Source organism: Streptomyces sp. NPDC088553, from assembly GCF_044752965.1.
Lineage (GTDB): Bacteria > Actinomycetota > Actinomycetes > Streptomycetales > Streptomycetaceae > Streptomyces.
In genome coordinates, this window is record NZ_JBIVMG010000007.1 from 386,853 (window position 1) to 413,542 (window position 26,690).

The 26,690-nt window shown below is 72.0% G+C and carries 25 protein-coding genes; 9 read left to right on the plus strand and 16 right to left on the minus strand.

The window, feature by feature from the left end; translation table 11 throughout:
• Nucleotides 1-132 precede the first annotated feature (132 nt).
• Complete coding sequence (locus tag ACIP8Z_RS25620; protein WP_402087225.1) at nucleotides 133-756, plus strand: hypothetical protein; 624 nt, start codon at nucleotides 133-135, stop codon at nucleotides 754-756.
• Here the strand turns inward: ACIP8Z_RS25620 and ACIP8Z_RS25625 are convergent.
• From ACIP8Z_RS25625 to ACIP8Z_RS25635, 3 genes are read right to left on the minus strand one after another with little or no spacing between them, the layout of a single operon-like run.
• A complete protein-coding gene (locus tag ACIP8Z_RS25625) occupies nucleotides 676-1,248 on the minus strand; it encodes a cob(I)yrinic acid a,c-diamide adenosyltransferase (protein ID WP_402087227.1) in 573 nt (190 codons plus the stop codon). The two genes, ACIP8Z_RS25620 and ACIP8Z_RS25625, sit on opposite strands and share 81 nt — an antisense overlap.
• Before the next feature lie 13 nt (nucleotides 1,249-1,261).
• On the minus strand, nucleotides 1,262-2,011 hold the full coding sequence (locus tag ACIP8Z_RS25630) for an ABC transporter permease (protein WP_402087229.1): 750 nt from the start codon (nucleotides 2,009-2,011) through the stop codon (nucleotides 1,262-1,264).
• A 35-nt stretch (nucleotides 2,012-2,046) separates the two neighbouring features.
• Nucleotides 2,047-2,820 carry an ABC transporter ATP-binding protein gene (locus ACIP8Z_RS25635; RefSeq protein WP_402087232.1) on the minus strand — a complete coding sequence of 258 codons (774 nt, stop codon included), beginning with the start codon at nucleotides 2,818-2,820 and terminating at the stop codon, nucleotides 2,047-2,049.
• 106 nt (nucleotides 2,821-2,926) lie between these two features.
• Between ACIP8Z_RS25635 and ACIP8Z_RS25640 the strand changes: the two genes are divergently transcribed.
• From ACIP8Z_RS25640 to ACIP8Z_RS25655, 4 genes are all read left to right on the plus strand, one after another.
• Nucleotides 2,927-3,565, plus strand: coding sequence for a TetR/AcrR family transcriptional regulator (locus ACIP8Z_RS25640; protein ID WP_402087235.1), 639 nt, complete (start codon nucleotides 2,927-2,929; stop codon nucleotides 3,563-3,565).
• Between the two features lie 208 nt (nucleotides 3,566-3,773).
• Nucleotides 3,774-4,622 (plus strand): 3-hydroxyacyl-CoA dehydrogenase family protein, encoded by an 849-nt coding sequence (locus ACIP8Z_RS25645; protein WP_383869372.1) that lies wholly within the window; start codon nucleotides 3,774-3,776, stop codon nucleotides 4,620-4,622.
• Nucleotides 4,623-4,748: 126 nt separating this feature from the next.
• Nucleotides 4,749-5,072 carry an STAS domain-containing protein gene (locus ACIP8Z_RS25650; RefSeq protein ID WP_015036221.1) on the plus strand — a complete coding sequence of 108 codons (324 nt, stop codon included), beginning with the start codon at nucleotides 4,749-4,751 and terminating at the stop codon, nucleotides 5,070-5,072.
• A 282-nt stretch (nucleotides 5,073-5,354) separates the two neighbouring features.
• A complete protein-coding gene (locus ACIP8Z_RS25655) occupies nucleotides 5,355-8,036 on the plus strand; it encodes an ATP-binding protein (protein WP_402087237.1) in 2,682 nt (893 codons plus the stop codon).
• 88 nt (nucleotides 8,037-8,124) lie between these two features.
• On the opposite strand, the gene nucS is transcribed toward ACIP8Z_RS25655, so the two are convergent.
• A complete protein-coding gene (gene nucS / locus ACIP8Z_RS25660; RefSeq protein WP_187622550.1) occupies nucleotides 8,125-8,796 on the minus strand; it encodes an endonuclease NucS in 672 nt (223 codons plus the stop codon).
• A 250-nt stretch (nucleotides 8,797-9,046) separates the two neighbouring features.
• On the opposite strand from nucS, the gene ACIP8Z_RS25665 reads away from it, so the two are divergent.
• Nucleotides 9,047-9,439 (plus strand): SCO5389 family protein, encoded by a 393-nt coding sequence (locus ACIP8Z_RS25665; protein WP_015036224.1) that lies wholly within the window; start codon nucleotides 9,047-9,049, stop codon nucleotides 9,437-9,439.
• Between the two features lie 131 nt (nucleotides 9,440-9,570).
• Here ACIP8Z_RS25665 and ACIP8Z_RS25670 read toward each other — a convergent pair whose 3' ends face one another.
• Nucleotides 9,571-10,605 carry an LLM class flavin-dependent oxidoreductase gene (locus tag ACIP8Z_RS25670; RefSeq protein ID WP_402087239.1) on the minus strand — a complete coding sequence of 345 codons (1,035 nt, stop codon included), beginning with the start codon at nucleotides 10,603-10,605 and terminating at the stop codon, nucleotides 9,571-9,573.
• Between the two features lie 199 nt (nucleotides 10,606-10,804).
• On the opposite strand from ACIP8Z_RS25670, the gene ACIP8Z_RS25675 reads away from it, so the two are divergent.
• On the plus strand, nucleotides 10,805-11,134 hold the full coding sequence (locus ACIP8Z_RS25675) for an ATP/GTP-binding protein (protein ID WP_402087242.1): 330 nt from the start codon (nucleotides 10,805-10,807) through the stop codon (nucleotides 11,132-11,134).
• A gap of 67 nt (nucleotides 11,135-11,201) precedes the next feature.
• Here ACIP8Z_RS25675 and ACIP8Z_RS25680 read toward each other — a convergent pair whose 3' ends face one another.
• The 7 genes from ACIP8Z_RS25680 to mce all read right to left on the minus strand — a co-directional run bounded on the left by ACIP8Z_RS25680 (nucleotide 11,202) and on the right by mce (nucleotide 21,533).
• Nucleotides 11,202-12,041, minus strand: coding sequence for an ABC transporter permease (locus ACIP8Z_RS25680; RefSeq protein WP_402087244.1), 840 nt, complete (start codon nucleotides 12,039-12,041; stop codon nucleotides 11,202-11,204).
• A complete protein-coding gene (locus ACIP8Z_RS25685; RefSeq protein ID WP_402087247.1) occupies nucleotides 12,038-13,192 on the minus strand; it encodes an ATP-binding cassette domain-containing protein in 1,155 nt (384 codons plus the stop codon). Before ACIP8Z_RS25685 ends, ACIP8Z_RS25680 begins: the two co-directional genes overlap by 4 nt.
• Before the next feature lie 184 nt (nucleotides 13,193-13,376).
• Nucleotides 13,377-14,156: an ABC transporter permease gene (locus ACIP8Z_RS25690; protein WP_319309805.1), complete on the minus strand. Its 780-nt coding sequence runs from the start codon at nucleotides 14,154-14,156 to the stop codon at nucleotides 13,377-13,379.
• Between the two features lie 3 nt (nucleotides 14,157-14,159).
• Entirely contained in the window at nucleotides 14,160-15,128 is a 969-nt protein-coding gene (locus tag ACIP8Z_RS25695; RefSeq protein WP_402087249.1) for an ABC transporter ATP-binding protein, read from the minus strand.
• A 163-nt stretch (nucleotides 15,129-15,291) separates the two neighbouring features.
• Nucleotides 15,292-16,227 carry a cellulose-binding protein gene (locus ACIP8Z_RS25700; protein WP_030321132.1) on the minus strand — a complete coding sequence of 312 codons (936 nt, stop codon included), beginning with the start codon at nucleotides 16,225-16,227 and terminating at the stop codon, nucleotides 15,292-15,294.
• 114 nt (nucleotides 16,228-16,341) lie between these two features.
• Nucleotides 16,342-20,865: a polarized growth protein Scy gene (gene scy / locus ACIP8Z_RS25705; protein WP_402087503.1), complete on the minus strand. Its 4,524-nt coding sequence runs from the start codon at nucleotides 20,863-20,865 to the stop codon at nucleotides 16,342-16,344.
• Nucleotides 20,866-21,080: 215 nt separating this feature from the next.
• The gene (mce, locus tag ACIP8Z_RS25710) at nucleotides 21,081-21,533 is read right to left on the minus strand and encodes a methylmalonyl-CoA epimerase (protein ID WP_055602101.1); all 453 of its coding nucleotides are present in this window, start codon (nucleotides 21,531-21,533) and stop codon (nucleotides 21,081-21,083) included.
• A 137-nt stretch (nucleotides 21,534-21,670) separates the two neighbouring features.
• Between mce and ACIP8Z_RS25715 the strand changes: the two genes are divergently transcribed.
• Together ACIP8Z_RS25715 and meaB are read left to right on the plus strand one after the other, a co-directional pair.
• Nucleotides 21,671-22,873: an acetyl-CoA C-acetyltransferase gene (locus ACIP8Z_RS25715; protein WP_383869395.1), complete on the plus strand. Its 1,203-nt coding sequence runs from the start codon at nucleotides 21,671-21,673 to the stop codon at nucleotides 22,871-22,873.
• Nucleotides 22,874-22,908: 35 nt separating this feature from the next.
• Complete coding sequence (gene meaB / locus ACIP8Z_RS25720; protein WP_055602103.1) at nucleotides 22,909-23,865, plus strand: methylmalonyl Co-A mutase-associated GTPase MeaB; 957 nt, start codon at nucleotides 22,909-22,911, stop codon at nucleotides 23,863-23,865.
• Nucleotides 23,866-23,955: 90 nt separating this feature from the next.
• Here meaB and ACIP8Z_RS25725 read toward each other — a convergent pair whose 3' ends face one another.
• The 4 genes from ACIP8Z_RS25725 to ACIP8Z_RS25740 form a co-directional block, all read right to left on the minus strand.
• Nucleotides 23,956-24,432 (minus strand): MarR family winged helix-turn-helix transcriptional regulator, encoded by a 477-nt coding sequence (locus ACIP8Z_RS25725; protein WP_402087253.1) that lies wholly within the window; start codon nucleotides 24,430-24,432, stop codon nucleotides 23,956-23,958.
• An 83-nt stretch (nucleotides 24,433-24,515) separates the two neighbouring features.
• Nucleotides 24,516-25,274 carry an AIM24 family protein gene (locus tag ACIP8Z_RS25730; RefSeq protein WP_266973781.1) on the minus strand — a complete coding sequence of 253 codons (759 nt, stop codon included), beginning with the start codon at nucleotides 25,272-25,274 and terminating at the stop codon, nucleotides 24,516-24,518.
• Nucleotides 25,275-25,297: 23 nt separating this feature from the next.
• Nucleotides 25,298-25,948 carry an AIM24 family protein gene (locus ACIP8Z_RS25735; RefSeq protein WP_055602106.1) on the minus strand — a complete coding sequence of 217 codons (651 nt, stop codon included), beginning with the start codon at nucleotides 25,946-25,948 and terminating at the stop codon, nucleotides 25,298-25,300.
• Complete coding sequence (locus ACIP8Z_RS25740) at nucleotides 25,948-26,586, minus strand: AIM24 family protein (RefSeq protein WP_030321149.1); 639 nt, start codon at nucleotides 26,584-26,586, stop codon at nucleotides 25,948-25,950. Before ACIP8Z_RS25740 ends, ACIP8Z_RS25735 begins: the two co-directional genes overlap by 1 nt.
• Nucleotides 26,587-26,690: the final 104 nt, after the last annotated feature.

Here is a 26,690-nt window from a genome sequence, read left to right on the forward strand (position 1 = left end):
GCGGAGCCCGGGCCTCGCCGTCCGGGCCGATCCGCTCCTCCATCGAAGGATGTAGGCGCACTTCGTCATCGGCGACGACGATCCGGGCGGTCCGCCGGGAGACGCTGAGGGGGCACCGAAAGGGGAACCCTCGTGATCGTCACGCTGATCGTCATCTGCGAGGTCGGCTTCTGGGTCCTGCTGGCCGCCGGCCTCGCCACCCGCTACCTCCTGAAAATGCCCCGGACGGGTATCGCGCTGCTGCTCTGCGAGCCGCTCCTGGAGGTCCTCCTCCTCGTCGTCACCGCGATCGATCTCAAGAACGGCGCCGACCCCAGCTGGAAGCACGGCCTCGCCGCTCTCTACATCGGCTACACCGTCGGCCACGGCCACCGCACCGTGAAGTGGCTCGACGGCCACGCCGCCCACCGCCTCGGCGGCGCGCCCCGGCCCCCGAAGCCTCCGCAGTACGGGATGGCCCGCGCCCGCCACGAGGGCAAGGTCTGGCTGGGCTCGGTGACGGCGGCGGCCGTCGCCTCGGGGCTGCTGCTCCTGGCCGCGCTGTACGTCGGCGACGACGGGAACACCGACGGTCTCTACGCCTGGATCCTCGTCGCCTGGCGGACGGCGGGCATCCACGGCCTGATCGCGCTCAGCTACGTGATCTGGCCGAGGCGGGCCCCGGAGGGTGAGGCGTCAGCGGTCCCCGCCCGGGACCCAGAGCACGTCCCCGACCTCTTTGTTCGCCGTCCGGGCAAGGATGAAGAGCAGGTCTGAGAGGCGGTTGAGGTACGTGGCGGTGAGGGCGTTCATCGTCTCGCCGTGCACCTCCAGGGCCGCCCAGGTGGAGCGCTCCGCCCGCCGGACCACCGTGCACGCCTGGTGCAGCAGCGCCGCCCCGGGCGTGCCGCCCGGCAGGATGAAGGAGCGCAGCTTGTCGAGCGGCTCCAGGAAGAGGTCGCAGTCGGCCTCCAGCTTGTCGACGTACGACTGCTCGACCCGCAGCGGCGGGTACTTCGGGTCCTCGACCACCGGGGTGCAGAGGTCCGCGCCCACGTCGAACAGGTCGTTCTGCACCCGGACGAGGACCTTCACGACCTCCGCGTCGAGCTGCCCGAGGGCGATCGCCGTACCGATGGCGGCGTTGGCCTCGTTGGCGTCGGCGTAGGCGGAGATCCGCAGATCGGTCTTGGCGGTCCTGCTCATGTCGCCGAGCGCCGTGGTGCCCTGGTCGCCGGTACGGGTGTAGATGCGCGTCAGATTGACCATGGGACCAGCCTAGTTAGGCGATGGCCTTCTGGAACGTCCGTGTGCCGACCGTCACGGCGAGCGCCGCGACGCCGAGGGCGACGAGCACCCCGTACAGCAGAGTCGGTGACGTGTAGTGCCCGGTGTACGCCTCCCGGACCGCGTCCACCAGATGGCGGAACGGCATCAGGCGCGAGAGGACGTCCAGCCAGCCGGGGGCGAGGGTCATCGGAAGCATGAGGCCCGACAGCAGCATCGCCGGCATCGCGAGCGTGTTGATCGCGGGTCCGAACTCCTGCGGGGTGCGCAACCGCAGGGCGAGCGCGTACGAGAGGGAGGCCAGCGCCACCGAGAGCAGCGCGACGAAGCCGAAGCCGATCAGGATGCCGGCGAGCGGCGCCCTGAGGCCCATCGGCAGGGCGACCAGGACGAGCAGCACCGCCTGGAAGACGAAGAGGGCGGCGTCCCGCAGGACCCGGCCGAGCAGCAGGGCGAGCCGGCTCACCGGGGTGACCCGCATCCGGTCGAACACCCCCCAGTTCTTCTCCATGATGATCGAGAAGCCGGCGAACGAGGCGCCGAAGAGCCCCAGTTGGAGCAGCAGACCGGGGACGAGGATCTGCCAGGAGTCGCCCTCGCCGCCGAGCGGCAGCCCGGTGAGCAGCGGCCCGAAGAGCAGCAGGTAGAGCAGCGGCATCAGGGCGCCGAAGAAGATCTGGAACGGAGAGCGGAGGGTCTGGCGGGCGTAGCGCCCGAAGAGGATCGCGGTGTCGTGGAGCAGCATCGGATGTCCTGGGGACGTGAGGGGACCGGGAGGTCCTAGACGGCTACGGGGGTCGTGTCGACGGGGGCCGGGCCGCGCCCGGTGACGGCGAGGAACGCCTCCTGGAGGGTGGCGGCGCCGTGGGCGGCCTTGAGGCCGGCGGCGGAGTCCTCGGCGACGACCGTGCCCTTGTCGATGATCACCAGCCGCTCGGCGAGGGCGTCGGCCTCGTCCAGGTAGTGGGTGGTGAGGACGACGGTGGTGCCGTGCTCGTCGCGCAGCTGCCGCACCAGCGCCCACAGGTCGGCGCGGCTGCCGGGGTCGAGGCCGGTCGTCGGCTCGTCGAGGAAGAGGATCTCCGGCCGGTGGGTGAGCCCCATGGCGAGGTCGAGCCGACGGCGCTGGCCGCCGGAGAGCGCCGGGGTCCTGCGGTCGAGGAGTTCGGTGAGCCCGAGGTCGTCCGCGAGTTCCTCGGCGCGGGCCGTCGCGCGGGCCCGGTTCATGCCGTGGAGCCGGCCCTGGGTGACGAGTTCGGAGCGGACGGTCTCCTGGGGGTCGAGGCCGCCGGACTGGGCGACGTACCCGATGCGGCGGCGGACGGCGGCGGGGTCCCGTACGAGGTCGTGGCCGGCGACGGTGGCGGCGCCGCCGGTGGGCGGCAGGAGCGTGGTGAGCATCCGGAGAGTGGTGGTCTTGCCGGCGCCGTTGGGGCCGAGGAGGCCGAGGATCTCGCCGGGTCGGACGGTGAGGTCGATTCCGCGGACGGCCTCCACGGGGCCGTTCCTGGTCGTGAAGGTCCGGGCGAGCCCGGCCGTGCTGATGATGGGCATGGCGACTACAAAAACAGAGTCACTGAAATTTTGCAACGCCACCAAAATTCCAGTGCCAGCAAAGTTGGGGAGGTGGTGAAGTTTCAGGGAGCCTAGGATGAGGGGCATGGCCGAGGGACTCAGGGAACGCAAGAAGCGCGAGACGAAGCAGCGGATCTCGGACATCGCGACCGGGCTCTTCCTGGAGCACGGCTTCGTCCATGTGACCGTCGCGGACGTCGCCGAGGCGGCGGACGTCTCCGTCAACACGGTCTACAACTACTTCCCGGCCAAGGAGGACCTCTTCCTCGACCGGATGGACGGCGTCACCCAGCGCCTCGCCCGGGCGATCCGCGGCCGCGACCGCGGGGAGTCCGCCGCGCGGGCCGTCCTGCGTGAACTCCGCCAGGACATCGGGGCCGTGTCACCCGCGTACGGACTCATGGACGGCTTCGACGCCTTCATGAACGTCATCGAGCACGCCCCCACCCTCAAGGCCCGGCTCTTCCACGTCCAGGAGCAGGTCCACGACGCCGTCGTCACCACCCTCCGCGAGGAGACCGGCGCCGCCGCCGAGGACCCGCTGCCGCTGCTCGTCGGCGGACAGCTCGCCTGGATCGAGACCACCGTCGTCGGCTACATCACCCGGGCGATGACCGCCGGGGGCAGGGCGACCACCGTCTCCCGCGAGGCGCTCGTACTCCTCGACGAGATCGAGGAGCTGCTGAGCGAGAAGGTCCTCGACTACGCGGTACGGGAGAGCTGACGGGCCGCTCCCCTCCGGACACCGCCCCGCGCGGGACCTACCCCCCGTGGGTATGTCGCGACGGCGAAGGCGCCCGAACGGGGTGCTGCGAGTGTGACGTCCGTCAAACAGGGCGTGACGCGCATTACTTCACGGTCACATGACGGCTCCCGACCGCTAATCTCCGCCGGAGAGCCAGAAGTGAACAGGCGTTAAGGGGTGGAACATCGTGGCCAGGAAGCTCGCCGTCATCGGGGCCGGACTCATGGGATCCGGCATCGCACAGGTCTCGGCACAGGCGGGCTGGGACGTCGTCCTGCGTGACGTCACCGACGCCGCCCTCACCCGGGGCACCGACGGCATCAAGGCGTCGTACGACCGGTTCGTCGCGAAGGGCAAGCTGGACGCCGCCGACGCCGAGGCCGCCCTCGGCCGCATCACCGCCACCACCGAGCTCGAGGCCGTCGCCGACGCCGACGTCATCGTCGAGGCCGTCTTCGAGAACCTCGACGTCAAGCACGAGATCTTCCGCTCGCTGGACAAGATCGCCAAGGACGGCGCCGTCCTCGCCTCCAACACCTCCGCGATCCCGATCACCAAGATCGCCGCGGTGACCGAGCGTCCCGAGTCCGTCGTCGGCGTCCACTTCTTCTCGCCGGTCCCGATGATGCAGCTCGTCGAGCTCGTCCGCGGCTACAAGACCAGCGACGAGACCCTCGCCACCGCCCGGGAGTTCGCCGAGTCCGTCGGCAAGACCTGCATCGTCGTCAACCGCGACGTCGCCGGCTTCGTCACCACCCGCCTCATCTCGGCCCTCGTCGTCGAGGCCGCGAAGCTCCATGAGTCCGGCGTCGCCACCGCCGAGGACATCGACATCGCCTGCAAGCTCGGCTTCGGCCACGCCATGGGCCCGCTCGCCACCGCCGACCTCACCGGCATCGACATCCTGGTGAACGCGGCCAACAACATCTACACCGAGTCCCAGGACGAGAAGTTCGCGGCGCCCGAATTGATGCGCCGGATGGTGGACGCGGGTGACATCGGCCGCAAGAGCGGGCAGGGCTTCTACAAGTACTGAGCCGTACCCGCCACCCCGCCTCACCCCGTGGGGTGAATTTCGGTATCGGTTCGCTGACAAGGCGCAACGTATCTGCCGGTGCGGCAGTCAGTTGTTGCGAAGACGGAGCACTCTCGGGGAGCGCATATGCACATCAGGGGCGACCATGTCGAGCTGGTCGTCGGGGGCCGCCTCGACGTCCGGAGCGCGGCGGACGCCCGCACGGTCCTGCACTCGGCCGTCGACGACGGCGTCGGCGACCTGGTGCTCGACCTGACCGGCCTCGACTCCTGGGACGCGACCGGACTCGGCGTCATCATGGGCGCCCACCGACGTGCGGGCCGCTGCGGCCGACGGCTCGTCCTGCGCGGGGTGCCGCCCCAGATGCAGCGGCTCCTCGTCGCCACCAAGCTGCACCGCATCCTCGCCATCGAGGGCGGCCTCGCGCTGGAGTCCCTGCCCCGGGTGTGACCACCCGGAGCGGGGTGCCGACGCCGAGGACAGGGCTTGCCCGGACCGGGACACCTGCCGCGAGCAGGGACGACCCGGAGCGGGACGACCCGCGATGGCGCGCGTGTGAAGCAGCTGTGTGAACCAGGCGTCCCGCTCAATCCTCACAAGACCGTGACGACTGGGTCTCCTGGGCACCCCACCTGTTCCCGAGCGCCTGACCACGGTCTAGGGTTCGCTCGCCTGCACATTTGACGGACCCATCCGGCGGGCACCGGACACCGCTTCTTGGGGGCTTGGACCATGGACCCGATCAACCGGGGGCCGGAGGAGTACGGACACGACGGCGAGGGCGACGACGCCCGCCAGGGACGCGGCACCCCCGCCCCGGCCCTGGCCCCCGCACCCGCGCGTGCCCGCGTCGTCCGGCTCGTCTCCGGCGACCTGCTCGTCACCGTCAACCCGGTCGACGGCAGCGAGATCGAACCCTGCCCGCCCGGCCATGAACCCGCGGCCCCCCGCCCCCGCACCGCGGAGGAGCGCGCTGAGGCCGCCCGAGCCGCCGCCCCGCCCGTACCGCCGGGCCCGGCCGCGCCCACGCTGCCCCTCCTCGAACGCCAGGAGGAGCGCGAGCGACTCGTCGGCATCCTCGGCCGCGGCCGCTCCGCCCGGCTGAGCGGCCCCGCCGGATCCGGCCGCACCGCCCTCCTCGACGCCGTCGCCGCCGACTGCGCCGACCTCGCGCCCGACGGAGTCGTCCGGCTCTCCGGTCACCACCGCACCCCGGCCGAACTCCTCCACGAGCTGTTCGTCGCCGTCCGGTACGCCCCGGACCACCGGCCCGGCCGCACCGAGCTCCACGCCCGGCTCCGCGAGATCGGCGCCGTCGTCGTCGTCGACGACCTGGAGTTCGGCGGCGCCGCCCTCGACGAGTTCCTCGCCGCCGCCCCCGAATGCGCCTTCCTGCTCGCAGCCGGACCCGACACCCCCGCCCCCTCGGCCGACGCCCACGTCGAGGACATCCACCTCGCCGGCCTCGGCCGCGGCGCCGCGCTCACGCTCCTGGAGAGCGCCGTCGGCCGCACTCTCACCGACGACGAGGCCAACTGGGCCGGCGACCTGTGGTTCGAGTCCGAGGGCCTGCCGCTCCGCTTCGTCCAGGCCGGCGCCCTGCTCCGCCAGCGCGACCGGCTCCGCGTCACCCCCGCCGAGTTCGACGCCTTCGGCGCCCTGGAGGAGGCCTTCGGGCCGACCGACCCCGAAGCGGCAGCGGCCGCCGCCGCGGCGGCCTTCGACGGAGTCGAGGACCCCGACGTCGAACTGCGCGAGATACCCCTGCCCAGCCTCGGCGAGGGCGCCGCCCCCGCCGCCCTGCTCGCCTCCCGCCTCAGCCGCTCCGCCCAGACCGCGCTGCGCTTCGCCGTCGCCCTCGGCGGCGAGGTCCCGCACCAGGCCCATCTGCCGGCCCTCGTCGGCGACACCCACGCCGACGCCGCCCTCGGTGAACTGCGGGCCTGCGGCCTGCTCTCCCCGGTCGGCCCCCGCTACCGGCTGGCCGCCGGGGTCCTCACCCAGCTCCTCGCCCAGGGGTACGAGACGGAGGGAGCCGACCGCGCCCACACCGTCGCCCAGCACTACGCATGGTGGGCCACCCACCCCTCCGTCACCCCCGAGCGGGCCGCCGCCGAGTCCGACGCCCTCCTCGCCGCCCTGTCCGTCCTCGTCGCCGGCACCGGAGGCGACCCCGAGACGGATGCCGAACACCGCGCCACCGCCGTCCTGCTCGCCCGCGCCGCCGCCCCCGCCTTCGCCGCCGGACTGCACTGGGGCGCCTGGGAACGGGCCCTGCGCGCCGGACAGGAGGCCGCCCGGCTCGCCGGAGAGGTCGCCGAGGAGGCCTACTTCCACCACGAGCTCGGCGTCCTCGCGCTGTGCGCCGGGAACCTGGAGCGGGCCCGCGCCGAGCTGGAGGCCTCCATCGGCATGCGCGGCGCGCTCGCCGACAAGCGCGGCACCGTCGCGGGACGCCGGGCGCTCGCCCTGGTCGCCGACCTCTCCGGAGAGCACACCGCCCCGGCCGCGACCCGCGCCGAGGAACCCGTCTCGCCGCCCCGCGGCATTCCCTCCTTGCGCGGCCCGGGCCGCAGACCGGCCCCCGAGCCCTTCCCGACGCCGCCGGGCGGAGCCGCGGGAGCCCTCGACCGGACCCCGCCGTCCGGCGTGCCCGGGCGAGGCACGGCGCGATCCTCCATGCCGGCGTTCCCCGACTTCGCCGACGAGGGCCCGACGCTCATCACCCGCCCCGACACCACCAAGGGCACCGGCGGCCCGGGCCTCAAGGGCGGCATCATCAACGGCGCGCGCCGCAACCTCGCCGCCGTCGGCGCGGGCGCGCTCCTCGTCGCCGTCCTCGGCACCGTCGTGACCCTCGGCGCCACCTCCGGCAACGGCGAGGACCCGGCCACCAACCGCGTCACCTCCGACAGCACGGCCACCGACGACACCACCGGCGACGGCGTCGAAGGCGAGGAGCAGCCGGCCGACGGCGACGCGGGGGAGCCCGGCGAGACCGGCGAGGCCACCCGCTCCGGCTCCCCGAGCCCCTCCGTCTCCGGGAGCGCCTCGCCGTCCGGCCCGTCGGACCCGTCGAGCTCGGGCACCCCGGGCGGCTCCGGCACGCCGTCGTCCTCGGACAGCCCGTCGACGACCAGGCCGCCCACGACGACGACGGCCCCGCCGACGGGCTCGACCACGCGGCCGCCGCGGCCCACGACGACGCCCCCGAAGCCGCCGACGACGACGCCGCCGACACCTCCCACCAACCCGCCGTCGACGACGCCGCCGACCACGACGCCGCCGGTGACGACGACCCCGCCCACGACGGCTCCGTCGGGGGAGGAGAACAGCCCCAGCATCTCCGCGTCCTCGTCCCTCGGCGGCCCGCCCGCCCCCGGCGAGGCCACCGGCTCCGAGACGCCCGCCTGACGGACGGGACGGTGCCGGAGAGCACGTACGGAGACGGGGACGGCCCCGGGCGCGTCCACCGCACCCGGGGCCGTCCCACCGCCGTCCGTCAGAACAGCCGCAGCTTGTCGTCCTCGATGCCCCGCATCGCGTTGTAGTCCAGGACCACGCAGCCGATTCCGCGGTCCGTGGCGAGGACCCGCGCCTGCGGCTTGATCTCCTGCGCCGCGAAGACGCCCCGCACCGGGGCCAGGTGCGGATCGCGGTTGAGCAGCTCCAGGTAGCGGGTCAGCTGCTCGACGCCGTCGATCTCGCCGCGCCGCTTGATCTCGACCGCGACCGTCGCGCCGTCCGAGTCCCGGCAGAGGATGTCCACCGGGCCGATCGCGGTCGGGTACTCGCGGCGGATTAGGGTGTAGCCCTCGCCCAGGGTCTCGATGCGGTCGGCGAGCAGCTCCTGCAGGTGCGCCTCGACGCCGTCCTTGATGAGACCCGGGTCCACACCCAGTTCGTGCGAGGAGTCGTGGAGGATCTCCTCCATCGTGATGATCAGTTTCTCGCCCGCTTTGTTGATCACGGTCCAGACGCCCGCCTCGCCGTCGGCACCCTCCTTGAGGGTGCAGGGCGGGGACATCCAGTTGAGCGGTTTGTACGCCCGGTCGTCCGCGTGGATGGAGACACTGCCGTCTGCCTTGATGAGGATCAGACGGGGCGCGGAGGGCAGGTGGGCCGTGAGCCGGCCCGCGTAGTCCACGGAGCAACGGGCAATGACGAGACGCATGGTCGCCAACGCTACAAGACGGGCGCTCTCCCGCGCGATTCGGGCATCGCCCGGACCCCCTCCGGGCATGATCCTGAGCCGAACACCCGTCGGTTATCAGCCGGTTGTGTTCCCCATCTCCTGGTGCGTGCAGGACTGCGCGCTTACCGTGGAAGCTGGAGGTCGTCGTCCGTGCACGCTGCGTGGCGGACGGCCCGGCCTTCGCCCCTGCCCGCAAGACCCCGTCCGCGGGGTCGCGAGAGGAGAACCCATGTCGCTCGACGTCTCACCGGCACTGTTGGAACAGGCCGAGCGAGGCGAGGTCGACGAAGCCGACTTCGTCGACTGCGTCCGGACCTCCCTGCCCTACGCATGGGAGATGATCAGTTCTCTGGTGGCTCAGCTGAAGGTCGACGGCGGAGAGTTCGCCGACAACCAGACGCCGCCGCCGAATGAGCAGGCACGTGGTCAGCTGCTGCGCGCGCTCGCGAGCGACGCCATTCGTGGTGCGCTGCAGCGGCATTTCGGGGTGCGTCTCGCCTTCCAGAACTGCCACCGGGTGGCGGTCTTCCCGCTGGACCCGTCGGTGGACGAGCGGCTCGCCCGCTTCACGTCCGTACGGGGGCAGCTGCTGAACCAGTCGCCGGAACTGCGCGACTGCTGAGACATGGTGCTGCCGCTCCGCATCGCGGGAGACGCGATCGATGCGTGTCGACGCGCATCGCCGGCGGAGATGCCGGAGCGGCAGCACAGCCCCGCCCTGAGTCCGTACGGTTCGCACTTCCGTCCGTACGGTCAGACGAGCAGCGGCAGGACCTCCGCGCCGAGCCGCCGCACGTTCTCCTCGGTCGACGCCAGGTCGCCCGTGCCCTCGGCGAGCAGGGCGAAGCGGGTGATGCCCGTGCGCTCCGCCGTCGCCGCCAGCCGGTCCGCCGCGCGCCGGGGCGTGCCCACCGGGTGCAACCCGCACAGCAGCTCCGTGTACGCCACGGGGTCCCGCATCGCCCGGTGCCGGCCGTCGACCGTCACATGCGCGTCGAGACCCTGCTTCAGCCAGCCCGGCATCGCCTTCACCAGCGCCTCCGCCGCGTCCGCGCCCCGGTCCGCGAGCTGGGCCACGCCCGCCGAGACGTGGTGGGACCCGATCCGCGCGGTCTCGTCCGGATCCCGCCCGGCCTCCCGCGCGCAGCGCGTCCAGGCCGTGACCATCTCGGCCTTCTCCTCGTCGCCGCAGTGCATCCCGAGCAGCATCGGCAGTCCGCGCTCGGCGGCCAGCCGCACGCTCCTCGGCGACGTGCAGGCCACCACGACCTCCGGGGCCGGGTCGCCGCCGATCAGCTCGTCGGGGCGGGGCACCACCGGTACCTCACGGAAGGCGAATCGTTCTCCCTCGGCGCCCACACGGGGCTCGGAGAGCCAGCGCAGCAGCAGGTCGAGCGATTCGGGAAAGCCCGTCTCGTACGCGTCGAGGCCCGCGCCGAAGACCTCCAGGTCGACCCAGGGCCCGCCCCGGCCCACCCCGAGGGTGAACCTGCCGCCCGAGGTGAGGTGCAGCAGCGCCGCCTGCTCGCCCAGGGCGACCGGGTGGACGTTCGGCAGCACGCTCACCGCCGTGCCCACCCGCAGCCGTCGTGTGCGGCCCAGGAGCAGAGCGGCCAGTGTCACGGCCGAGGGGCAGACCCCGTACGGCACGAAGTGGTGCTCGGCCAGCCAGACCGAGTCGAGGCCCGCCTCCTCGGCGACCTCGGCGGTCCGCACCGCCCGGTGCAGGGCCTCCCCCTGTCCCTGGCCCGGGAACTGGGCTGCCAGAACGAACGTACCCACGCGCATCGCCTTGTGCCTCCTCTGCGGCCGACGCGTAACTCCCCTCGCACTGGCACCAACGTCTGACACGTGCCAAAGGCAACGGCCGTTCATGAAGTTCTTGCGATTTTCGGCTAAGCCGTCGCGGACGGGGCCCGGGGCACCGCATCGCGGCCCGTAGGCTTGAGGGAACGGTCCGTGTTCCCAGACCCCGTGAGGTGTGCCCGTGTCCCCGCGCCACAACCGTTCCCGAGGCGGCGAGAAGCCCGAGCAGCGGCCGGGCGACCACGGCGACCGGTACGGCGGCGTGCAGCGCACCGAGACCTGGCAGGGCGAGGAGTGGTACGTCCGCCTCGTCGCCGGGGCGAGCGCGCCCGGCAAGCGCTACCGCTGCCCCGGCTGCGACCAGGAGATCCCGGCCGGGGCCCCGCACATGGTCGCCTGGCCGGAGTACGGGGGAGTGGACGACCGGCGGCACTGGCACAAGGCCTGCTGGAACGCGAAGGACCGCCGCACCAGCAGGGTGCAGCGGTCCAGGAACGCGCCGAAGTACTGAGCCGGAGTGCTGAGCCGGCGTACTGAGCCGGGAAGCCGGCCCGGGGACCCGGGGCCGGCTTCCCGCACTACACGTCCCGGTTGTTCAGCAGCGCGAACGCCCCGGCGAGCGCGATCCCGGCGACCCCGGTCATGATCAGCAGCGGCTCCCAGCCCGCCGGGCCCTTGTCCCCGAACGGCGGCTGCGCCGCGTACAGCGAGATCATCTGCGAGGGGATCGCGTAAGTGAAGAGCGCCTCCTGCACGGACTTCAGCGCCTCGGAGAACATGAACAGCGCCGCCACCAGCGGCAGCAGCAGCAGACCGATCATCACCGTGATCGCACCGGCCGAGTGCCGGATCAGCGTGCCGAGCGCCAGCGACAGCAGCCCCAGCATGGCCAGGTAGGCGCCCGCGCCGATCGTCGCCCGCAGCCACTCGCTCGTCGTCGGCGTGTCCGCCGACTCCACGAGGGCGACCTGCGCCGCGCCCACGAGCGCGGCGACCACGGTGGTCACCGTGAAGACGAGCAGGAAGAACACGATCGCCTTCGCCGTCAGCACCCGGGCCCGGCTCGGGCAGGCCGTCAGGGTCGTACGGATCATGCCGGTGCCGTACTCGGAGGCGATCGTCAGCACCCCGAGCGTGATCACACAGATCGAGGCCGGCAGCATCCCGAAGAAGCCGAAGCCGAGCGCCGACTCGTCGCCCATCTCCTGCTCGCCGGCGTTGGCGGCGATCGCCGCCACCCCCAGGCCGATGGCCACCATCAGCAGGACCATGACCCCGAGCGTCCACAGCGTCGAACGCACCGAGCGGATCTTCGTCCACTCGGAGGCGAGTGCGTCACCGAGGTGCGCCCTGCGGACCGGGATGGGGGAGACGTAGGAGTGCGGCGCCGGAGCGTGGTGCTGGGCGGGGGCGGTCATCGGGCGTCCTTGGTGGTGTCGCTCGGCTGGGGGGCGGCCGGCTGCTGAGCGGCCGGAGGGGCGTACGGACCCGGCACGGGCTGCTGGCCGGGAGCCCCCGCGTACGGGTTCTGTCCGGGCGGCGGCGGTGCGTACCAGCCCTGCTGCGGCACGTCCTGCACCACCGGCTGCGGCGGCATGCCGTACCCCTGGTGGCCGGGCTGCTGCGGCGGCTGGAGGTGTGCGAGCCGGTCGTCGGTGGAGCGGTAGTCCACGGCGCCCTGCGTCAGGCGCATGTACGCCTCCTCCAGGGAGGCCTGGTGCGGCGACAGCTCCCAGAGCCGTACGTCCGCGTCGTGCGCGAGGTCACTGATCCGCGGCAGCGGCAGGCCCGTCACCCGCAGCGCCCCGTCCGGCTCCGACATCACCTGGCCGCCGGCCTCCATGAGGGCCGCCGTCAGCTTCTCCCGCTGACCCGGATCGGTCCCCGGGGTCCGCACCCGGGCGAAGTCGGCGGAGTTCGCCGAGATGAAGTCCGTGACGCTCATGTCCGCGAGCAGCTGCCCGCGGCCGATCACGATCAGATGGTCGGCGGTGAGGGCCATCTCGCTCATGAGGTGGCTGGAGACGAAGACCGTCCGCCCCTCGGAGGCCAGCTTCTTCATCAGGTTGCGGACCCAGAGGATGCCCTCCGGGTCCAGGCCGTTGACCGGCTCGTCGAAGAGCAGCACCTGCGGGTCGCCCAGGAGCGCCGCCGCGATGCCGAGCCGCTGGCCCATGCCGAGCGAGAAGCCCTTGGAACGCCGCTTGGCCACGTCCTGGAGGCCGACGACCCCGAGGACCTCGTCGACGCGCTGCGCCGGGATGCCGGCGAGCTGCGCGAGCGACAGCAGATGGCTGCGCGCGCTCCGCCCGCCGTGCACGGCCTTCGCGTCGAGCAGCGCGCCGACCTGGCGGGGCGCGTTCGGCAGCTGCCGGAACGGGTGGCCGCCGATCGTGACATGGCCCGCGGACGGCCGGTCGAGGCCGAGGATCATGCGCATCGTGGTCGACTTGCCGGACCCGTTGGGCCCCAGGAACCCGGTGACGACACCGGGCCTCACCTGGAAGGAAAGGTTGTACACGGCCGTCTTGGCGCCGTAGCGCTTCGTCAGGCCGACTGCCTCGATCATTCTCCAGCCCCATCGACAGGTCGGTCGCACCATGGTCGGGGCGTGGCGGCCGTCGGCCGGAGCCCCCCGTATGAGCTAGGAGCTTATCCAGCCGTTGACGGTTCCGGCGAAGTGGAGACGGCCTCCGGGCGGTCTCCGGGGGAACGTCAGGGTTCTCCCGGAGACCGCTCTCGGGGTCGAGGACTCAGGCGTCCCGCTTCTTCAGCACCAGATAGCCGCCGGCCAGCGCGGCCACCACCCAGAGCACCATGATCCCCAGACCGGCCCACGGGCCGTACGGAGCCTCCTCCGTGTTCATGGCGTCGGGGACGACCTGCATGATCTTCGATCCGGCCTGGTCGGGGAAGTAGCGGGCCACCTCCTTGGCCTTCGGCACGGCGGCCAGGATCTGCGAGACCAGGAAGAAGAACGGCATCAGGATGCCGAGCGAGAGCATCGACGAGCGCAGCATCGCCGCGACGCCCATGGAGAACAGCGCGATGAGGCCCATGTAGAGCCCGCCGCCGATCACCGCCCGCAGCACGTTGTCGTCACCGATCGAGGCCCGGTGCTCGCCGAGCAGTGCCTGCCCCAGGAAGAAGGAGAGGAAGCTCGTCGCGAGACCCACGGCGAACGCGAGTCCGCCCGCCACCGCGACCTTCGAGAAGAGGAAGGTCGCGCGCTGCGGCACGGCCGCCAGGGAGGTGCGGATCATGCCCGAGGAGTACTCGGTCCCCACCACCAGGACGCCGAAGACCACCATCGCCAGCTGCCCCAGGGTCATCCCGAAGAAGCTGACCAGGGTCGGGTCGAAGGTGGCCCGCTCGACCTCGCTGAGGTCGTCGAAGGTGGAGTTGAACACGGCGGACAGAGCCGCGCCGATCGCCACCGTGACGATCAGGGCGCTCGCCAGTGTCCAGACGGTCGACGACACCGTCCGGATCTTGGTCCACTCGGACTGCAGGACCGCGGATACCGCTGCCATCGTTCAGGCTCCCTGGGAGGTCGTGCCCCACTGGGGGCCGGGCGCCGGGGCGCCACCGTGTACATCGGTGCCGTGCGCGTGGTACTCCACCGCACCTGCCGTCATCTGCATGAAGGCCTCTTCGAGCGAGGCGCGCTGGGAGCTCAGCTCGTGCAGCACGAGCCCGTTCTCGGCGGCGAGTTCACCCAGCTTCTCGGTCGTCGCCCCGTCCACCTCGAGGGTGCCGTTGCCCGCCTCGACCGCGATGAACCCGTGCGTGTGCAGCAGGTCCCGGAGCCGCTCCTGCTGCGGAGAGCGCAGTCGTACATAACTGCGGGAATTCTCCTGGATGAAATCCGCCATCGACGTGTCGGCCAGCAGCTTTCCCTGTCCGATCACGATCAGATGATCGGCTGTCAGGGCCATTTCACTCATCAGATGGCTGGAAACGAAGATCGTCCGGCCCTCGGCCGCCAACGCCTTCATCAGATTGCGGATCCAGTGAATTCCCTCAGGGTCCAGACCATTGACGGGTTCGTCGAACATCAGGATCTCGGGATCGCCGAGCAGCGCCGACGCGATGCCGAGCCGCTGCCCCATGCCGAGGGAGAAACCTTTCGACTTCTTCCGCGCGACCGGTGTCAGACCCACCAGGTCCAGCACCTCGCCCACCCGGCGCTCCGGGATGCGGTTCGACTGCGCGAGACACAGCAGGTTGTTGTACGCGGAGCGGCCGCCGTTCATGGCCTTGGCGTCGAGCAGCGCGCCGATGTACTTCAGCGGCTCCTCGAGCTCCCGGTAGTGCTTGCCGTCGATCCGGACCGTCCCGCTCGTCGGGTTGTCCAGGTCCAGCATCATCCGCATCGTCGTGGACTTGCCCGCCCCGTTGGGCCCGAGGAAGCCCGTGATCACCCCAGGACGCACCTGGAAGGAGAGATGGTCGACCGCGGTCTTCGCCCCGTATCGCTTGGTCAGGCCCTCAAGCTCGATCATGCGTCCCAACCTACGGGCGCGCAAAACCCCCCGCCACCGGAATGACAGGGGGTTCTGGGGAACGCTACGAACTCGTTACCGGCTGTGCGTCAGATCGACGGCCCGACCCGGACGGCCGTACGGGGGGCGGCCGTACACGGGACGGGCGTACGGGTGACGGGCGTCAGCGGGACTGCTGGGCCGGGACACCGGCCGGGCGCTCGTCGTCGATCGGGGAGCCGGCCGCCGCCACCGCGGCACCGGTCAGCGTCGCCAGCATCTCGCGGACGTTGGTCAGCTGCGCGTTGATCGAGTCCCGGCGGTTCGTCAGCGCCGCGAGCTCGCGCTCCGATTCGCTGCGGATCCGGTCGGCCTTGGCGTTCGCGTCGGCCACGATGTCCTCGGCCTGGCGCTGCGCGGTCTCCACCGTCTGACGGGCCCGGCGCTCCGCGTCCGTACGCAGCTTCTCGGCCTCCAGACGGAGCTGCTCGGCGCGGTGCTCGATCTCGGCGAGGCGCTTCTCGGCCTTGGCCTGACGCGAGGCCAGGTCGCGCTCCGACTGCTCGCGGCGCTTGGCCAGGTTGGTCTCGAAGTCCGCGGCGGCCTGGGCGGCCTTGGCGCGGGTCTCCTCGAAGAGGGCGTCCGCCTCCTCGCGCTTCGACTGCGCGTCCTTCTGCGCCTCGGCGCGCAGCGTGTTGGCCTCGCCCTGCGCCTTCTCGACGATGCGGACGCCCTCGTCCTCGGCCTTCGACTTGCGCTCGGCCGCGAAGGACTCCGCGTCGTTGCGCACCTGCTGGGCGGCCGACTCGGCCAGCTCGCGGTGCTGCTCGGCGGCGCGACGGGCCTCCTCACGCAGGTCCTTCGCCTCCTCCTCGGCGAGCCGGAGGATCTTCTCGACCCGGGCGCCGAGCCCCGCGTACGACGGCTCGGCGTCGGTGACCTGCGCCTGGGCGTTCTGCGTCTCGAGGTGGAGTTCCTCGATGCGCTTCTCCAGGGAGGTGATGCGGGACAGTGCGCTGTCGCGGTCGGACACGAGCTTGGTAATGCGGTCGTCCACCTGACCGCGGTCGTAACCGCGCCGCACGAGCTCGAAGCCGAAGGGGGAGGATGTGTCGCTCATGGGTTTCCTGTCGAATGAGACCGGTGAGGTGTTAGAGGGAATCCTAGGGGCCGAAGCGGCGTGTCATCGAGCGTATGCCCGTTTGATCTGGAGAATGTCCAGCCTTTTGAGTGGCTAGCCGTCCTGGGGCTTGCCACTCGAACGAGTGGACCCCGCTGACGCGGCCGCCTTGGCACCCACTGCCCCCGCGGACTTCGTACCGGCGGACGGCGTCTCGAAAGACTCCAACGCCTCCAGTACGTCCTGGACACGGGAGATCTCGGCATTGATGTCCTTGCGGCGCCGGACGAGCACCTCCAGTTCGCGCTGGCCTTCCTCGATCGTCTTCTCCGCCTCGGCCCGGGCCTCCGCCAGAGCCCGCTCGGCCTCGGCCTTGATGCCCTCGGCCTCCGCGACGAGCGAGGCCTTCTTCTGCTCGGCCTCCTTGAGGAGCGCCTCGGCCTTGCGGACCGCGGCGATCCGGACCTTGCTCGCCTCCGAACTCGCCTCGGAGACCAGCTCCTTGGCCTTCGCGTCGGCCTCGGCCCGCTGTTCCGTCGCGGCCTTCATCAGGTTGTCGACCCGCTCGCCCGCAGTCTTCATCTGCTCGGCGCTCTCGCGGCGCGCCCGCTCGTGCAGTTCCTCGATCTCGCCCTCGATCCGGCCCCGCAGCTCCTCGGCCCGCTCCCTTATGGCCGTCGCGTCGCCGCGTGCCCCGACCAGGAGTTCGTCGGCGTCCGTACGGGCCTTCTCCACCAGCGAGTTGCCCTCGACGGTCGCCTCGGCGACGATCCGCTCGGCCTCCTTGCGGGCCGCGCCGACCATCAGGTCGGCCTGCGACTCGGCCTCGGTGGTGGCGCGCAGTGCCTCCTCCTGGGCCTTGTTGATGAGCTGGTCCGCCTGCTCGGCCGCGTCCGAACGCTTCCGGGCCCCGGCCTCCCGGGCCTCGTCGAGCGTCCGGTCCGCCTCCGCGCGGGCCTCCGAGCGCATCTGCTCGGCGGCCGCCTCGGCCTCGGCCTTGAGCCGCTCCGACTCGGTACGGATCCGCTCGGCGTCCTGCTGGGCGGAGCCCACGGTCGCCTCGGCCGCGGCCTGCGCCTCCGCCGTGACGGCATCGGCGAGTTCGCCGGCCTCACGGGTGAGCCGTTCGGCCTCGGCGGTCGCCTCGCGGGTGAGCCGTTCGGCCTCGGCGGTCGCCTCACGGGTGAGCCGCTCGGCCTCCGAGGTGGCTTCCGCGAGGAGCGCGTCGGCCTGCTCGGCGGCGTCGCCGCGGCGCTTGTCGGCGGCCTTGCGGGCCTCGTCGAGGACCTGTTCGCCGTCGGCCAGGGCGGCGGTCCGCAGGGCCTGCGCGTGCGCCTCCCCGTCGATCTTGACCTGTTCGGCCTCGGTGCGGAGGCGTCGGGCGTCCTGCTCGGTGGTCTCCATGAGCTCGACCGCCTCGGCGGTGAGCCGTTCGGCCTCGGCGGCCGTCTCGCGGGTGAGCCGCTCGGCCTCCGAGGTGGCTTCCGCGAGGAGCGCGTCGGCCTGCTCGGCGGCGTCGCTGCGGCGCTTGTCGGCGGCCTTGCGGGCCTCGTCGAGGACCCGCTCGGCGTCGGCGACCGCGGCCGCCCGCAGCGCCTCCGCGTGCGCCTCTCCGTCGGCCTTGACCTGTTCGGCCTCGGTGCGGAGGCGTCGGGCGTCCTGCTCGGTGGTCTCCATGAGCTCGACCGCCTCGGCGGTGAGCCGTTCGGCCTCGGCGGCCGTCTCGCGGGTGAGCCGCTCGGCCTCCGAGGTGGCTTCCGCGAGGAGCGCGTCGGCCTGCTCGGCCGCGTCGCCGCGACGCTTGTCCGCCGCCTGACGGGCCTCGTCCAGGACCTGCTCCGCCTCGGCGGCGATCCGGTCCGCCTCCGCACGGGCCTCGCCGACGACCGACTCGGCGCGCTCGGCGGCCTCCGAACGGATCCGGTTCGCGTCCTCGCGGGCGTCGGCCCGGGTGCGGGCCGCGTCCTGCTCGGACGCGGCGAGCGAATCCGTCACCTCGGTGCGTACCCGCTGCGCGTACTCGGCGGTGTCCGCCCGCAGCTTCTCCGACTCGGAGATCGCGTCGGCGACCGTCCGCTCGGCGAGCGCCTTCGCGGCGTCCGTCTCCTCCTGCGCACGCGTCCGCGTGCGGGCGGCGTCCTCGGACGCCCGCTCCCGCTCCTCGTACGCGTCGGCGCGGACCCGGTCCGCCTCCTCCTGCGCCTCGGAACGCGTCCGCTCGGCCGCGTGCTCGGCGGCGCTGCGCAGCCCGGCGATCTCCTCCTCGGCCTGCTCGCGCAGACCCGCCACCGAGTCCCGTACCTCCTGGGCGGCGCGCGAGGCCGCGGTGACCATCTCGGTCGCCCGCGCGTCCGCCTCCTCGACCAGGCGCTGCGCCTCGACCTGCGCGTCCTCGACGCGCTTGCGGGCCGCGGCGAGCAGCTCCTCGGACTGCTCGCGGGCGTGCTCGCGCTCCCGGCCGGCCTCGGAACGGGCCGACTCGAGCGTCTCCTCGGCCTCCCGGCGACGCCGGACGGCCTCCTCCTGCGCGGCGGCCAGCGCCTCGGCGGCCTCGGTGGCCACCCGCTCGGCGGCGGCGGCGGCCTCGGCCCGTACCCGGTCGGCGGTCTCCTGGGCCTCCGAGCGCAGCCGCTCGGCCTCCTCGGCCGCCTCCTTGCGGAGCCGTCCGGCGGCGTTCTCCGCCTCGGTACGGGTGGTGGACGCGTCCGACGCGGCCTCGGCGCGCAGCCGTTCGGCCTCCTGCTCGGCCTGCTCCTGGAGCGTACGGATGCGCTCGGCGGCCTCGGTCCGCAGCCGCTCGGTCTCCTCGGCGGCCTCGCGCCGGATCAGCTCGCCCTCGGCACGCGCGTCGGTGAGCTCCTCCCCGGCCGCCACGACCTTCGCCTCGGCGTCGGTGTGCAGCCGGGTCAGCTCCTCGGCGGCCTCGGCGCGGCGGGCCTCGGCGGCCCGCTCGGCGTCGGCGCGCAGCCCGGCCGCGGCCTCCTCGGCCGCCGCCTTCACCGCCTCGGCCTGCTCCTCGGCCTCGGCGCGCAGCCGCTCGGCCTCGGCGCGGGTCCGTTCCAGGGTCTCCTCGGCCTGCGTCCGGAGCGTCTGGGCGCGCTCCATGGCCTCGGACTTGACCCGCTCGCTCTCGGCGCCGGCCTTCGTCCGCATCTCGTCGGCGTCGGTACGGGCCTTGGTGAGGAGCTCCTCGGCGCTGCTGGCCGCCTCCTCGATCTGCTGGACGGCCTCGCGGCGGGCCTCGCCGCGGATCCGCTCGCCCTCCGCGATGGCCTCGGCGCGCAGCTGCTCGGCCTCGCCGCGCAGCCGGCGGGCCTCCTCCTGCAGCTCGACGGTCTTGGCGCGGTACTCCTTGGTGTCGTCCTTCGCCGAACCGAGCAGCTCGTCCGCCTGCTCCTCGGCCTGGGAGCGCAGCCGGTCGATCTCCGCCTCGGTCTCGCGGCGGATGCGCTCGGCCTCCTCGGAGGCCTTGCGGGTGGTCTCCCGGGCGTCCTCGGACGCCTTGGTGAGGATCTCCTCGGCGTTGCGCGCGGCCTTGGCGAGCGCGGCGGCGGAGTCCTCGGCGGCCACCGTGCGGGCCTTCTCCGAGGCCTCGGCGACGAGTTTCTCCGCCTCGGCGGTCGCCTCGCGCAGCTTCTCCGCGGCCTCGGCCTTGAGCGCCTCGGCGTCCTTGGTGGCCTCGCCGACCAGCCGGGCGATCTCCGTCTTGGCGGTGCGGGTGCGCTGCTCGTTGACCGACTCGGCGGTGGCGAGCTGCTTGGCGGCGGCGTCCTTGGCCTCGGCGAGGGCCTTCTCGGCCTCCGCGCGCGCGACGCGGAGCCTCTCCTCGGCCTCCTGCATGCGCTGCTCGGCGGCGCGGGAGAGCTCGGTGGCCTGACGGCGGGCCTGGTCGGTCTCGGCGGCGGTGGTCGAGCGGAGCTGCTCGGCGTGGCTGGTGGCTTCCTGCGCCTGGCTGGAGGCGGCGCCGAGGAGCCGCTCGGCGTCCTTGCGGGCGCGCAGCAGAATCGCTTCGGCCTCGGCACGGGCGGCCTCGGCCTCGGAGCCGACGCGGCGGCTGGTCTCCTCGGCGAGCCGGGTGGCCTCGGCGCGGGCGGTGGCGAGCGCCTGCTCGGCCTCCGCGCGGGACTCCTCCATCAGCCGGCGGGCCTGGGCCTCCGTACGGGCGCGGAGTTGCTCGGCCCAGGCGACGTTCTCGTTGACGTGCGCCTCGACGGTCTGCCGGCGCTCGCTGAGTTCCTGGTCCAGCTGCTGACGGCGCTGGACCGCCTCGTTGTGCAGTTCGGCCTGGAGCCGGGACTGGTGCTCGGCGTGCTCCTGGAGGATGCGCTGCGTCTGGGCGCGGGCGTCGCGGAGCTCGCGCTCGGCGTCCTGGCGGAGCTGCTCGGCCTGCGCCTGCGCGTTCCGAAGCAGCTGCTCGGCCTGGTAGCCGATGTCCGCGCTGTCGTAGGCGGGTCGGGAGGCGATGGTGCGGCGCGCCTCGTGGAGCTTGGCGCGCAAGACCTCGACCTGGTATCCGAGGTCCTCGGCGTGCTGAACGGCCTTCTCGCGCTCGGTCTTCAGCCGGTCCATCTCGGCTTCGAACCTGGCGAGATGGTCGTCTTCAGCTCGGTGGCTCTCCTGGCGTTCGTAGCCCCGCACTGCGCGGTCCATCCTTCCCCGAGCTCTTCGAGCAGGGGATACCCCAACCCTGGTCGCAACTCCAACGAGCACCGCCCCCTCACGGCTGAGGACGGACCCCCGGGGAATCGTGGCAGATCGGACGACCCCGACATCCCGACTACGGTGCCGCACGGAGCGGCCCCGACCGGCCCCGGCCCGGAGTCGCCCACTCTACCGGGCCAGGAATCCGGAGGTCAGTGCTCCGCTGAGGAGTGGTCAGCAGACGGCTCTGCCGAGGTGACCAGTTCCGTGAGGACGCCGTGGCAGTCCTTGGGGTGCAGGAAGGTGATCCGGGAGCCCATGGAGCCGATCCGCGGCTGGTCGTAGAGGACCCGCACGCCCTTGCTCCGGATGTCCTCGGCGTCCCCGTCGACGTCCGCCGTGCCGAAGGCGATGTGGTGCACGCCCTCGCCGTTCTTGGCGAGCCACTTGCCCACCGCCGAGTCCTCCCGGGTGGGCTCCAGGAGCTGGAGGTACGAGGCTCCGCCGTCCGAGGTGTCGTTGATCTTGAGCATGGCCTCGCGGACGCCCTGCTCCTCGTTGACCTCGGAGTGGAAGACCTCGAAACCGTACGTGGCACGGTAGAACTCGACAGTCTTGTCCAGGTCGAAACAGGCGATCCCGATGTGGTCGATTCGCGTCAGCATGCCTCCAGTGCAACGCCGTGACGGTGGTTACGCAACGTGCGCGCCGTCACACCGACCGGCCGGTGACCCGGCGGTCCGCCGCTCAGTACATTGGCGGTAAACCCTCGTTCACTTCTCATCCCTAGGGGCCGTGCCTCATGTCTGGAACGACCGGTACCACCTCAGTGATCGTCGCGGGCGCCCGTACGCCCATGGGTCGTCTGCTCGGCTCGCTCAAGTCCTTCTCGGGCGCCGAGCTCGGCGGCTTCGCCATCAAGGCCGCGCTCGACCGGGCCGGCATCGGCGGCGACCAGGTCCAGTACGTGATCATGGGCCAGGTGCTCCAGGCGGGCGCCGGCCAGATCCCCGCCCGCCAGGCCGCGGTCAAGGCCGGCATCCCCATGAACGTCCCCGCGCTCACCATCAACAAGGTGTGTCTGTCGGGTCTCGACGCCATCGCGCTCGCCGACCAGCTGATCCGCGCCGGTGAGTTCGACGTGGTCGTCGCCGGCGGCCAGGAGTCGATGACCAACGCGCCGCACCTGCTGCCGAAGTCCCGCGAGGGCTTCAAGTACGGCGCCATCGAGATGCTCGACGCCATGGCGTACGACGGTCTGACCGACGCCTTCGAGAACATCGCCATGGGCGAGTCCACCGAGAAGCACAACAGCCGCCTGGGCATCCAGCGCCCCGAGCAGGACGAGATCGCCGCCCTCTCGCACCAGCGCGCCGCCGCCGCCCAGAAGAACGGCATCTTCGAGGCCGAGATCACCCCGGTCGAGATCCCGCAGCGCAAGGGCGAGCCGGTCGTCTTCTCCAAGGACGAGGGCATCCGCGCGGAGACCACCGTCGAGTCCCTCGGCAAGCTCCGCCCGGCCTTCGCCAAGGACGGCACCATCACCGCCGGCACCTCCTCGCAGATCTCCGACGGCGCCGCCGCCGTCGTCGTGATGAGCAAGGCCAAGGCCGAGGAGCTGGGCCTGGAGTGGATCGCCGAGATCGGCGCCCACGGCAACGTGGCGGGCCCGGACAACTCGCTGCAGTCGCAGCCGTCCAACGCGATCCTGCACGCCCTCAAGAAGGAGGGCCTGACCGTCGACGATCTCGACCTGATCGAGATCAACGAGGCCTTCGCCGCGGTCGCCGTGCAGTCAATGAAGGACCTCGGCGTTACCCCCGAGAAGGTGAACGTCAACGGCGGCGCCATCGCGCTCGGTCACCCCATCGGCATGTCCGGCGCCCGCGTGGTGCTGCACCTGGCCCTGGAGCTCAAGCGGCGCGGTGGCGGCGTCGGCGCGGCCGCCCTGTGCGGCGGCGGCGGTCAGGGCGACGCGCTGATCGTCCGCGTCGCGGGCAAGTAAGTCACCTCGGCAAGGTCAGGCAAGGAGCTCTGCACATGGTGGACGTCCCCGCTCTGGTCACCCAGGCACGGGAGGGCAGGCCGCGGGCCGTGGCCCGGCTGATCTCGCTCGTGGAGGGGGCGTCCCCGCAGCTGCGCGAGGTCATGGCGACGCTCGCGCCGCTCACCGGCGGCGCGTACGTGGTGGGCCTGACGGGCTCGCCCGGCGTCGGCAAGTCCACGTCGACGTCCGCGCTGGTCTCCGCCTACCGGCGGGCGGGCAAGCGGGTCGGCGTCCTGGCCGTCGACCCGTCCTCGCCGTTCAGCGGCGGGGCGCTCCTGGGCGACCGGGTCCGGATGTCGGAGCACGCCTCCGACCCGGGCGTCTACATCCGCTCCATGGCGACCCGCGGTCACCTGGGCGGCCTCGCCTGGTCCGCCCCGCAGGCCATCCGCGTCCTGGACGCGGCCGGCTGCGAGGTGATCCTCGTGGAGACCGTGGGCGTCGGGCAGTCGGAGGTGGAGATCGCCTCCCAGGCCGACACCTCGGTCGTGCTGCTCGCGCCGGGCATGGGCGACGGGATCCAGGCCGCGAAGGCGGGCATCCTGGAGATCGGCGACGTGTACGTGGTGAACAAGGCCGACCGGGACGGCGCGGACGCCACCGCCCGCGAGCTCAACCACATGCTGGGCCTGGGCGAGGCGCGTGGCCCGGGCGACTGGCGGCCGCCGATCGTGAAGACGGTCGCGGCGCGCGGCGAGGGCATCGACGAGGTCGTGGAGGCCCTGGAGAAGCACCGCGCCTGGATGGAGGAGCACGGGGTCCTGGCGGAGCGCCGTCGGGCCCGTGCCGCGCGCGAGGTCGAGACCATCGCGGTCACGGCCCTGCGGGAGCGGATCGGCGATCTGCACGGCGACCGGCGTCTGGACGCGCTCGCGGAGCGGATCGTGGCGGGCGACCTCGACCCGTACGCGGCCTCGGACGAGCTGGTCGCGAGCCTGACGGGCAACTGAGCGGCGTACGGCGCCCCAGGGACGAATCAGGGCCTCACCGGGACGACCGGTGAGGCCCTACTTCGTCAGGTCCGCCGGGTGCGGCCGCCGCTACGGCTTGCCGCGCCGGCCGCGCAGCTGGTCCGCGACCGGCTTCAGGGAATCGCGCAGATCGCCGAGCGCGTCCGGGCCGATCTGGTCGATGAAGTGCTTGCGCACCGACTCGACGTGGTGCGGGGCGACCTTGTGCATGGTCTCCATGCCCGCGTCGGTCAGCACGGCGTACAGGCCGCGGCGGTCGGACTCGCAGTTCTCACGCCGGACGAGTCCGGCGTTCTCCATGCGGGTGATCTGGTGCGAGAGCCGGCTCTTCGACTGGAGCGTGGCCGCGGCCAGATCGCTCATGCGCAGCCGCCGTTCGGCCGACTCCGAGAGGTTCACGAGGATCTCGTAGTCGTTCATGGTCAGTCCGAAGGGCTGGAGGTCCCGCTCCAGCTGGTACGTCAGCATCCTCTGGACGTCCAGGAATGTGCGCCACGCACACTGCTCGGCGTCGGTGAGCCACGGGGTGGCGGTCTCGGTCTCCATATATGGATTCTACCTAAGAAGTTGAATACTTGACGAAGTCTGGGAGCGTGCGTTCGAAGACGTCACCCTCCGCAGACTACCGCTCACAGACCGAAGCGACGCTGGAGGTCGCCGAGCTGGCCGGGAAGGCGCGGTACCGAGCCTTGCACAGACTGGCCGGAACCGGGCGATCCATGGCCCCCCGGTACACCCGGCTGGGCCGGTGGGCCGCCGATCGCGCGGTCCGCCATGAGGATCTCCGTCGACTGGAGGAGGACCGTCCCCGCCCCCACGAACTCGAACTGGTGCTCCTCGCCCGAGGTGCCGCCGATGCCCGTCAGCGCGCGGACGCCGCCCATCACGCCCGTCATGTAGCCGTGGTCGTAGTGATGGCACGGCGAGGGGCAGTCCGCCCAGCCGACCAGGGCCTGCGGGTCCACCCGCATCGGCGGCTCCATGAAGACCACCGGGCCGTTCGACGCGGCCACGAACTTGCCCGTGCCGATCAGCGTCACGAAGCCCGGCACGATCGACTGCTTCAGCGCGAGCGTCGGCTGGTAGGCGAGCAGATTGCCGGAACGGATCGTCAGATTGCCCTCGTCCAGGTCGAACGAGTTCACGTCGAAGGCCCGGTCCGCCAGCAGCATCTTCCCGCTGCCCTCGGCCACCACCCAGTCGCTCGCGTGCAGCGGCGAGTGGAACGACGTCCGGACCAGCCGGTCCAGCCGCCCGTGCCCGATGCCGTTGAACTCGATCCGCCCGTAGTAGGCGATCATCTTCCCCTTCTGCAGGAACCACTGGGAGCCCTTGAGCTCCACGCAGAAGGTGTACGGGTTCACGTTGTCGTCCGACGGCAGGGTCATCGGGTCGTGGATCACGGGACCGGTCACAGCTTTTCCTCCGAGGCCTGCACGTACACCGCACCGCTGCCGCTCAGCTCCAGCTGGAACGCCTCGCCCGAGCCGCGCCCCACCATGTCGCGCCAGCCGAGCGCGGTGGAGAGCTTGTTCCGTACGTCGCCGTGGTGGGCCACGTACGCCTGCGGGTCCACATGGACCGGGCGGCCCGGGGTGATCGGCAGCTCGATGACGCCGCCGTGTGCCATGACGGCCACCGCGCCGTGGCCCTTCAGGGTGGTGGTGAAGAGGCCCTGGCCGGTCACCTGGCCGCGGACCATGCCCATGACCCCGCCCTGCGAGCCCATGAACATGGTGCCCTGCTCCAGGGTGCCGTCGAAGGCGAGGAGCCGGTCGGCCTCCACGTACAGGGTGTCGCCGGTCAGCCCGATCACCTGGATGTGGTGACCGCCGTGCCCGAACATCACCGTGCCGTTGCCCTCGACGGTCATCAGCGGCGTCGCCTCGCCGGCCACCCGGCGGCCGATCATCGACATCACGCCGCCCTGACCGCCCGCCGTGTTCGGCGTGAAAGTGACGTCGCCGCGGTACGCGAGCATCGCGCCGCGCTGGCTGAACATCCGCTGCCCGGGGACGACGGTCGCCTCGACCATCTTCGAGTTGATCTCGCGGAACGGCATCAGACGTCGCCCCCGATCGTGTTCCGCTCGCTCGGCTGGACGTACACGAGGCCGTCCCCCTCGAAGCGGATCTGGAAGGCCTCGCCGCCGCCCTCGCCCATGAAGGTGCGGAAGGTCACACCCGACTGGAAGTGCTGCTGGAGGTTGCCCTGGTGGGCGATGTACGCGCCGGGGTCGACCTGGAGCGGGTACTGCGGCGTCACCCGCAGCACCACCGCCGGGCCGTCGGACATGATCGCGGCCTGGCCGGTGCCCTCGACGGTCGTGGTGAAGAGGCCGTTGCCGGTGGCCCCGCCGCGCAGGCCGGTGAAGGTGGTGCCGGTGCGCAGCCCCGCGTCGGTGCAGAGCAGATTGCTCGCCTCGACCCAGAGCTTGTCGCCGTGGAGCGAGACGAGGTTGATCTCGGAGGCCCGGTCGGCGAACCAGCAGGTCCCCTGGCCGCGTACCTCCATCACCTCCATCTGCTCACCCGTGAGCCGGCGGGTGACCATGCCGCGCAGGCCCTCACCGCCGCCGCTCATCTTCTTGAACGCCATCTGGCCGTCGTAGGCGACCATCGAGCCGTTCTTCGCCTTGACGGCGTCGCCGGTCATGGAGACGGCGAGCACCTTGCTGCCCTGGAGTCGGAACGTTGCCACCAGCTGAAGGTACTGGGGACCCGGATAAAGAGACAGCAAAGTCGGCGTGCACAATGGACGGGCCCTTGTGCATCCGTTCACAAGATCGAACGAAGGTGACCCCC

Excerpts from the sequence above, each read along its gene's own strand:
- ACIP8Z_RS25625 (WP_402087227.1), bottom strand. The coding sequence starts at position 1,248 with ATGGTCAATCTGACGCGCATCTACACCCGTACCGGCGACCAGGGCACC.
- ACIP8Z_RS25630 (WP_402087229.1), bottom strand. The coding sequence starts at position 2,011 with ATGCTGCTCCACGACACCGCGATCCTCTTCGGGCGCTACGCCCGCCAG.
- ACIP8Z_RS25635 (WP_402087232.1), bottom strand. The coding sequence starts at position 2,820 with ATGCCCATCATCAGCACGGCCGGGCTCGCCCGGACCTTCACGACCAGG.
- ACIP8Z_RS25640 (WP_402087235.1), top strand. The coding sequence starts at position 2,927 with ATGGCCGAGGGACTCAGGGAACGCAAGAAGCGCGAGACGAAGCAGCGG.
- ACIP8Z_RS25650 (WP_015036221.1), top strand. The coding sequence starts at position 4,749 with ATGCACATCAGGGGCGACCATGTCGAGCTGGTCGTCGGGGGCCGCCTC.
- ACIP8Z_RS25655 (WP_402087237.1), top strand. The coding sequence starts at position 5,355 with ATGGACCCGATCAACCGGGGGCCGGAGGAGTACGGACACGACGGCGAG.
- nucS (WP_187622550.1), bottom strand. The coding sequence starts at position 8,796 with ATGCGTCTCGTCATTGCCCGTTGCTCCGTGGACTACGCGGGCCGGCTC.
- ACIP8Z_RS25665 (WP_015036224.1), top strand. The coding sequence starts at position 9,047 with ATGTCGCTCGACGTCTCACCGGCACTGTTGGAACAGGCCGAGCGAGGC.
- ACIP8Z_RS25670 (WP_402087239.1), bottom strand. The coding sequence starts at position 10,605 with ATGCGCGTGGGTACGTTCGTTCTGGCAGCCCAGTTCCCGGGCCAGGGA.
- ACIP8Z_RS25680 (WP_402087244.1), bottom strand. The coding sequence starts at position 12,041 with ATGACCGCCCCCGCCCAGCACCACGCTCCGGCGCCGCACTCCTACGTC.
- ACIP8Z_RS25685 (WP_402087247.1), bottom strand. The coding sequence starts at position 13,192 with ATGATCGAGGCAGTCGGCCTGACGAAGCGCTACGGCGCCAAGACGGCC.
- ACIP8Z_RS25690 (WP_319309805.1), bottom strand. The coding sequence starts at position 14,156 with ATGGCAGCGGTATCCGCGGTCCTGCAGTCCGAGTGGACCAAGATCCGG.
- ACIP8Z_RS25695 (WP_402087249.1), bottom strand. The coding sequence starts at position 15,128 with ATGATCGAGCTTGAGGGCCTGACCAAGCGATACGGGGCGAAGACCGCG.
- ACIP8Z_RS25700 (WP_030321132.1), bottom strand. The coding sequence starts at position 16,227 with ATGAGCGACACATCCTCCCCCTTCGGCTTCGAGCTCGTGCGGCGCGGT.
- mce (WP_055602101.1), bottom strand. The coding sequence starts at position 21,533 with ATGCTGACGCGAATCGACCACATCGGGATCGCCTGTTTCGACCTGGAC.
- ACIP8Z_RS25715 (WP_383869395.1), top strand. The coding sequence starts at position 21,671 with ATGTCTGGAACGACCGGTACCACCTCAGTGATCGTCGCGGGCGCCCGT.
- meaB (WP_055602103.1), top strand. The coding sequence starts at position 22,909 with ATGGTGGACGTCCCCGCTCTGGTCACCCAGGCACGGGAGGGCAGGCCG.
- ACIP8Z_RS25725 (WP_402087253.1), bottom strand. The coding sequence starts at position 24,432 with ATGGAGACCGAGACCGCCACCCCGTGGCTCACCGACGCCGAGCAGTGT.
- ACIP8Z_RS25730 (WP_266973781.1), bottom strand. The coding sequence starts at position 25,274 with ATGACCCTGCCGTCGGACGACAACGTGAACCCGTACACCTTCTGCGTG.
- ACIP8Z_RS25735 (WP_055602106.1), bottom strand. The coding sequence starts at position 25,948 with ATGCCGTTCCGCGAGATCAACTCGAAGATGGTCGAGGCGACCGTCGTC.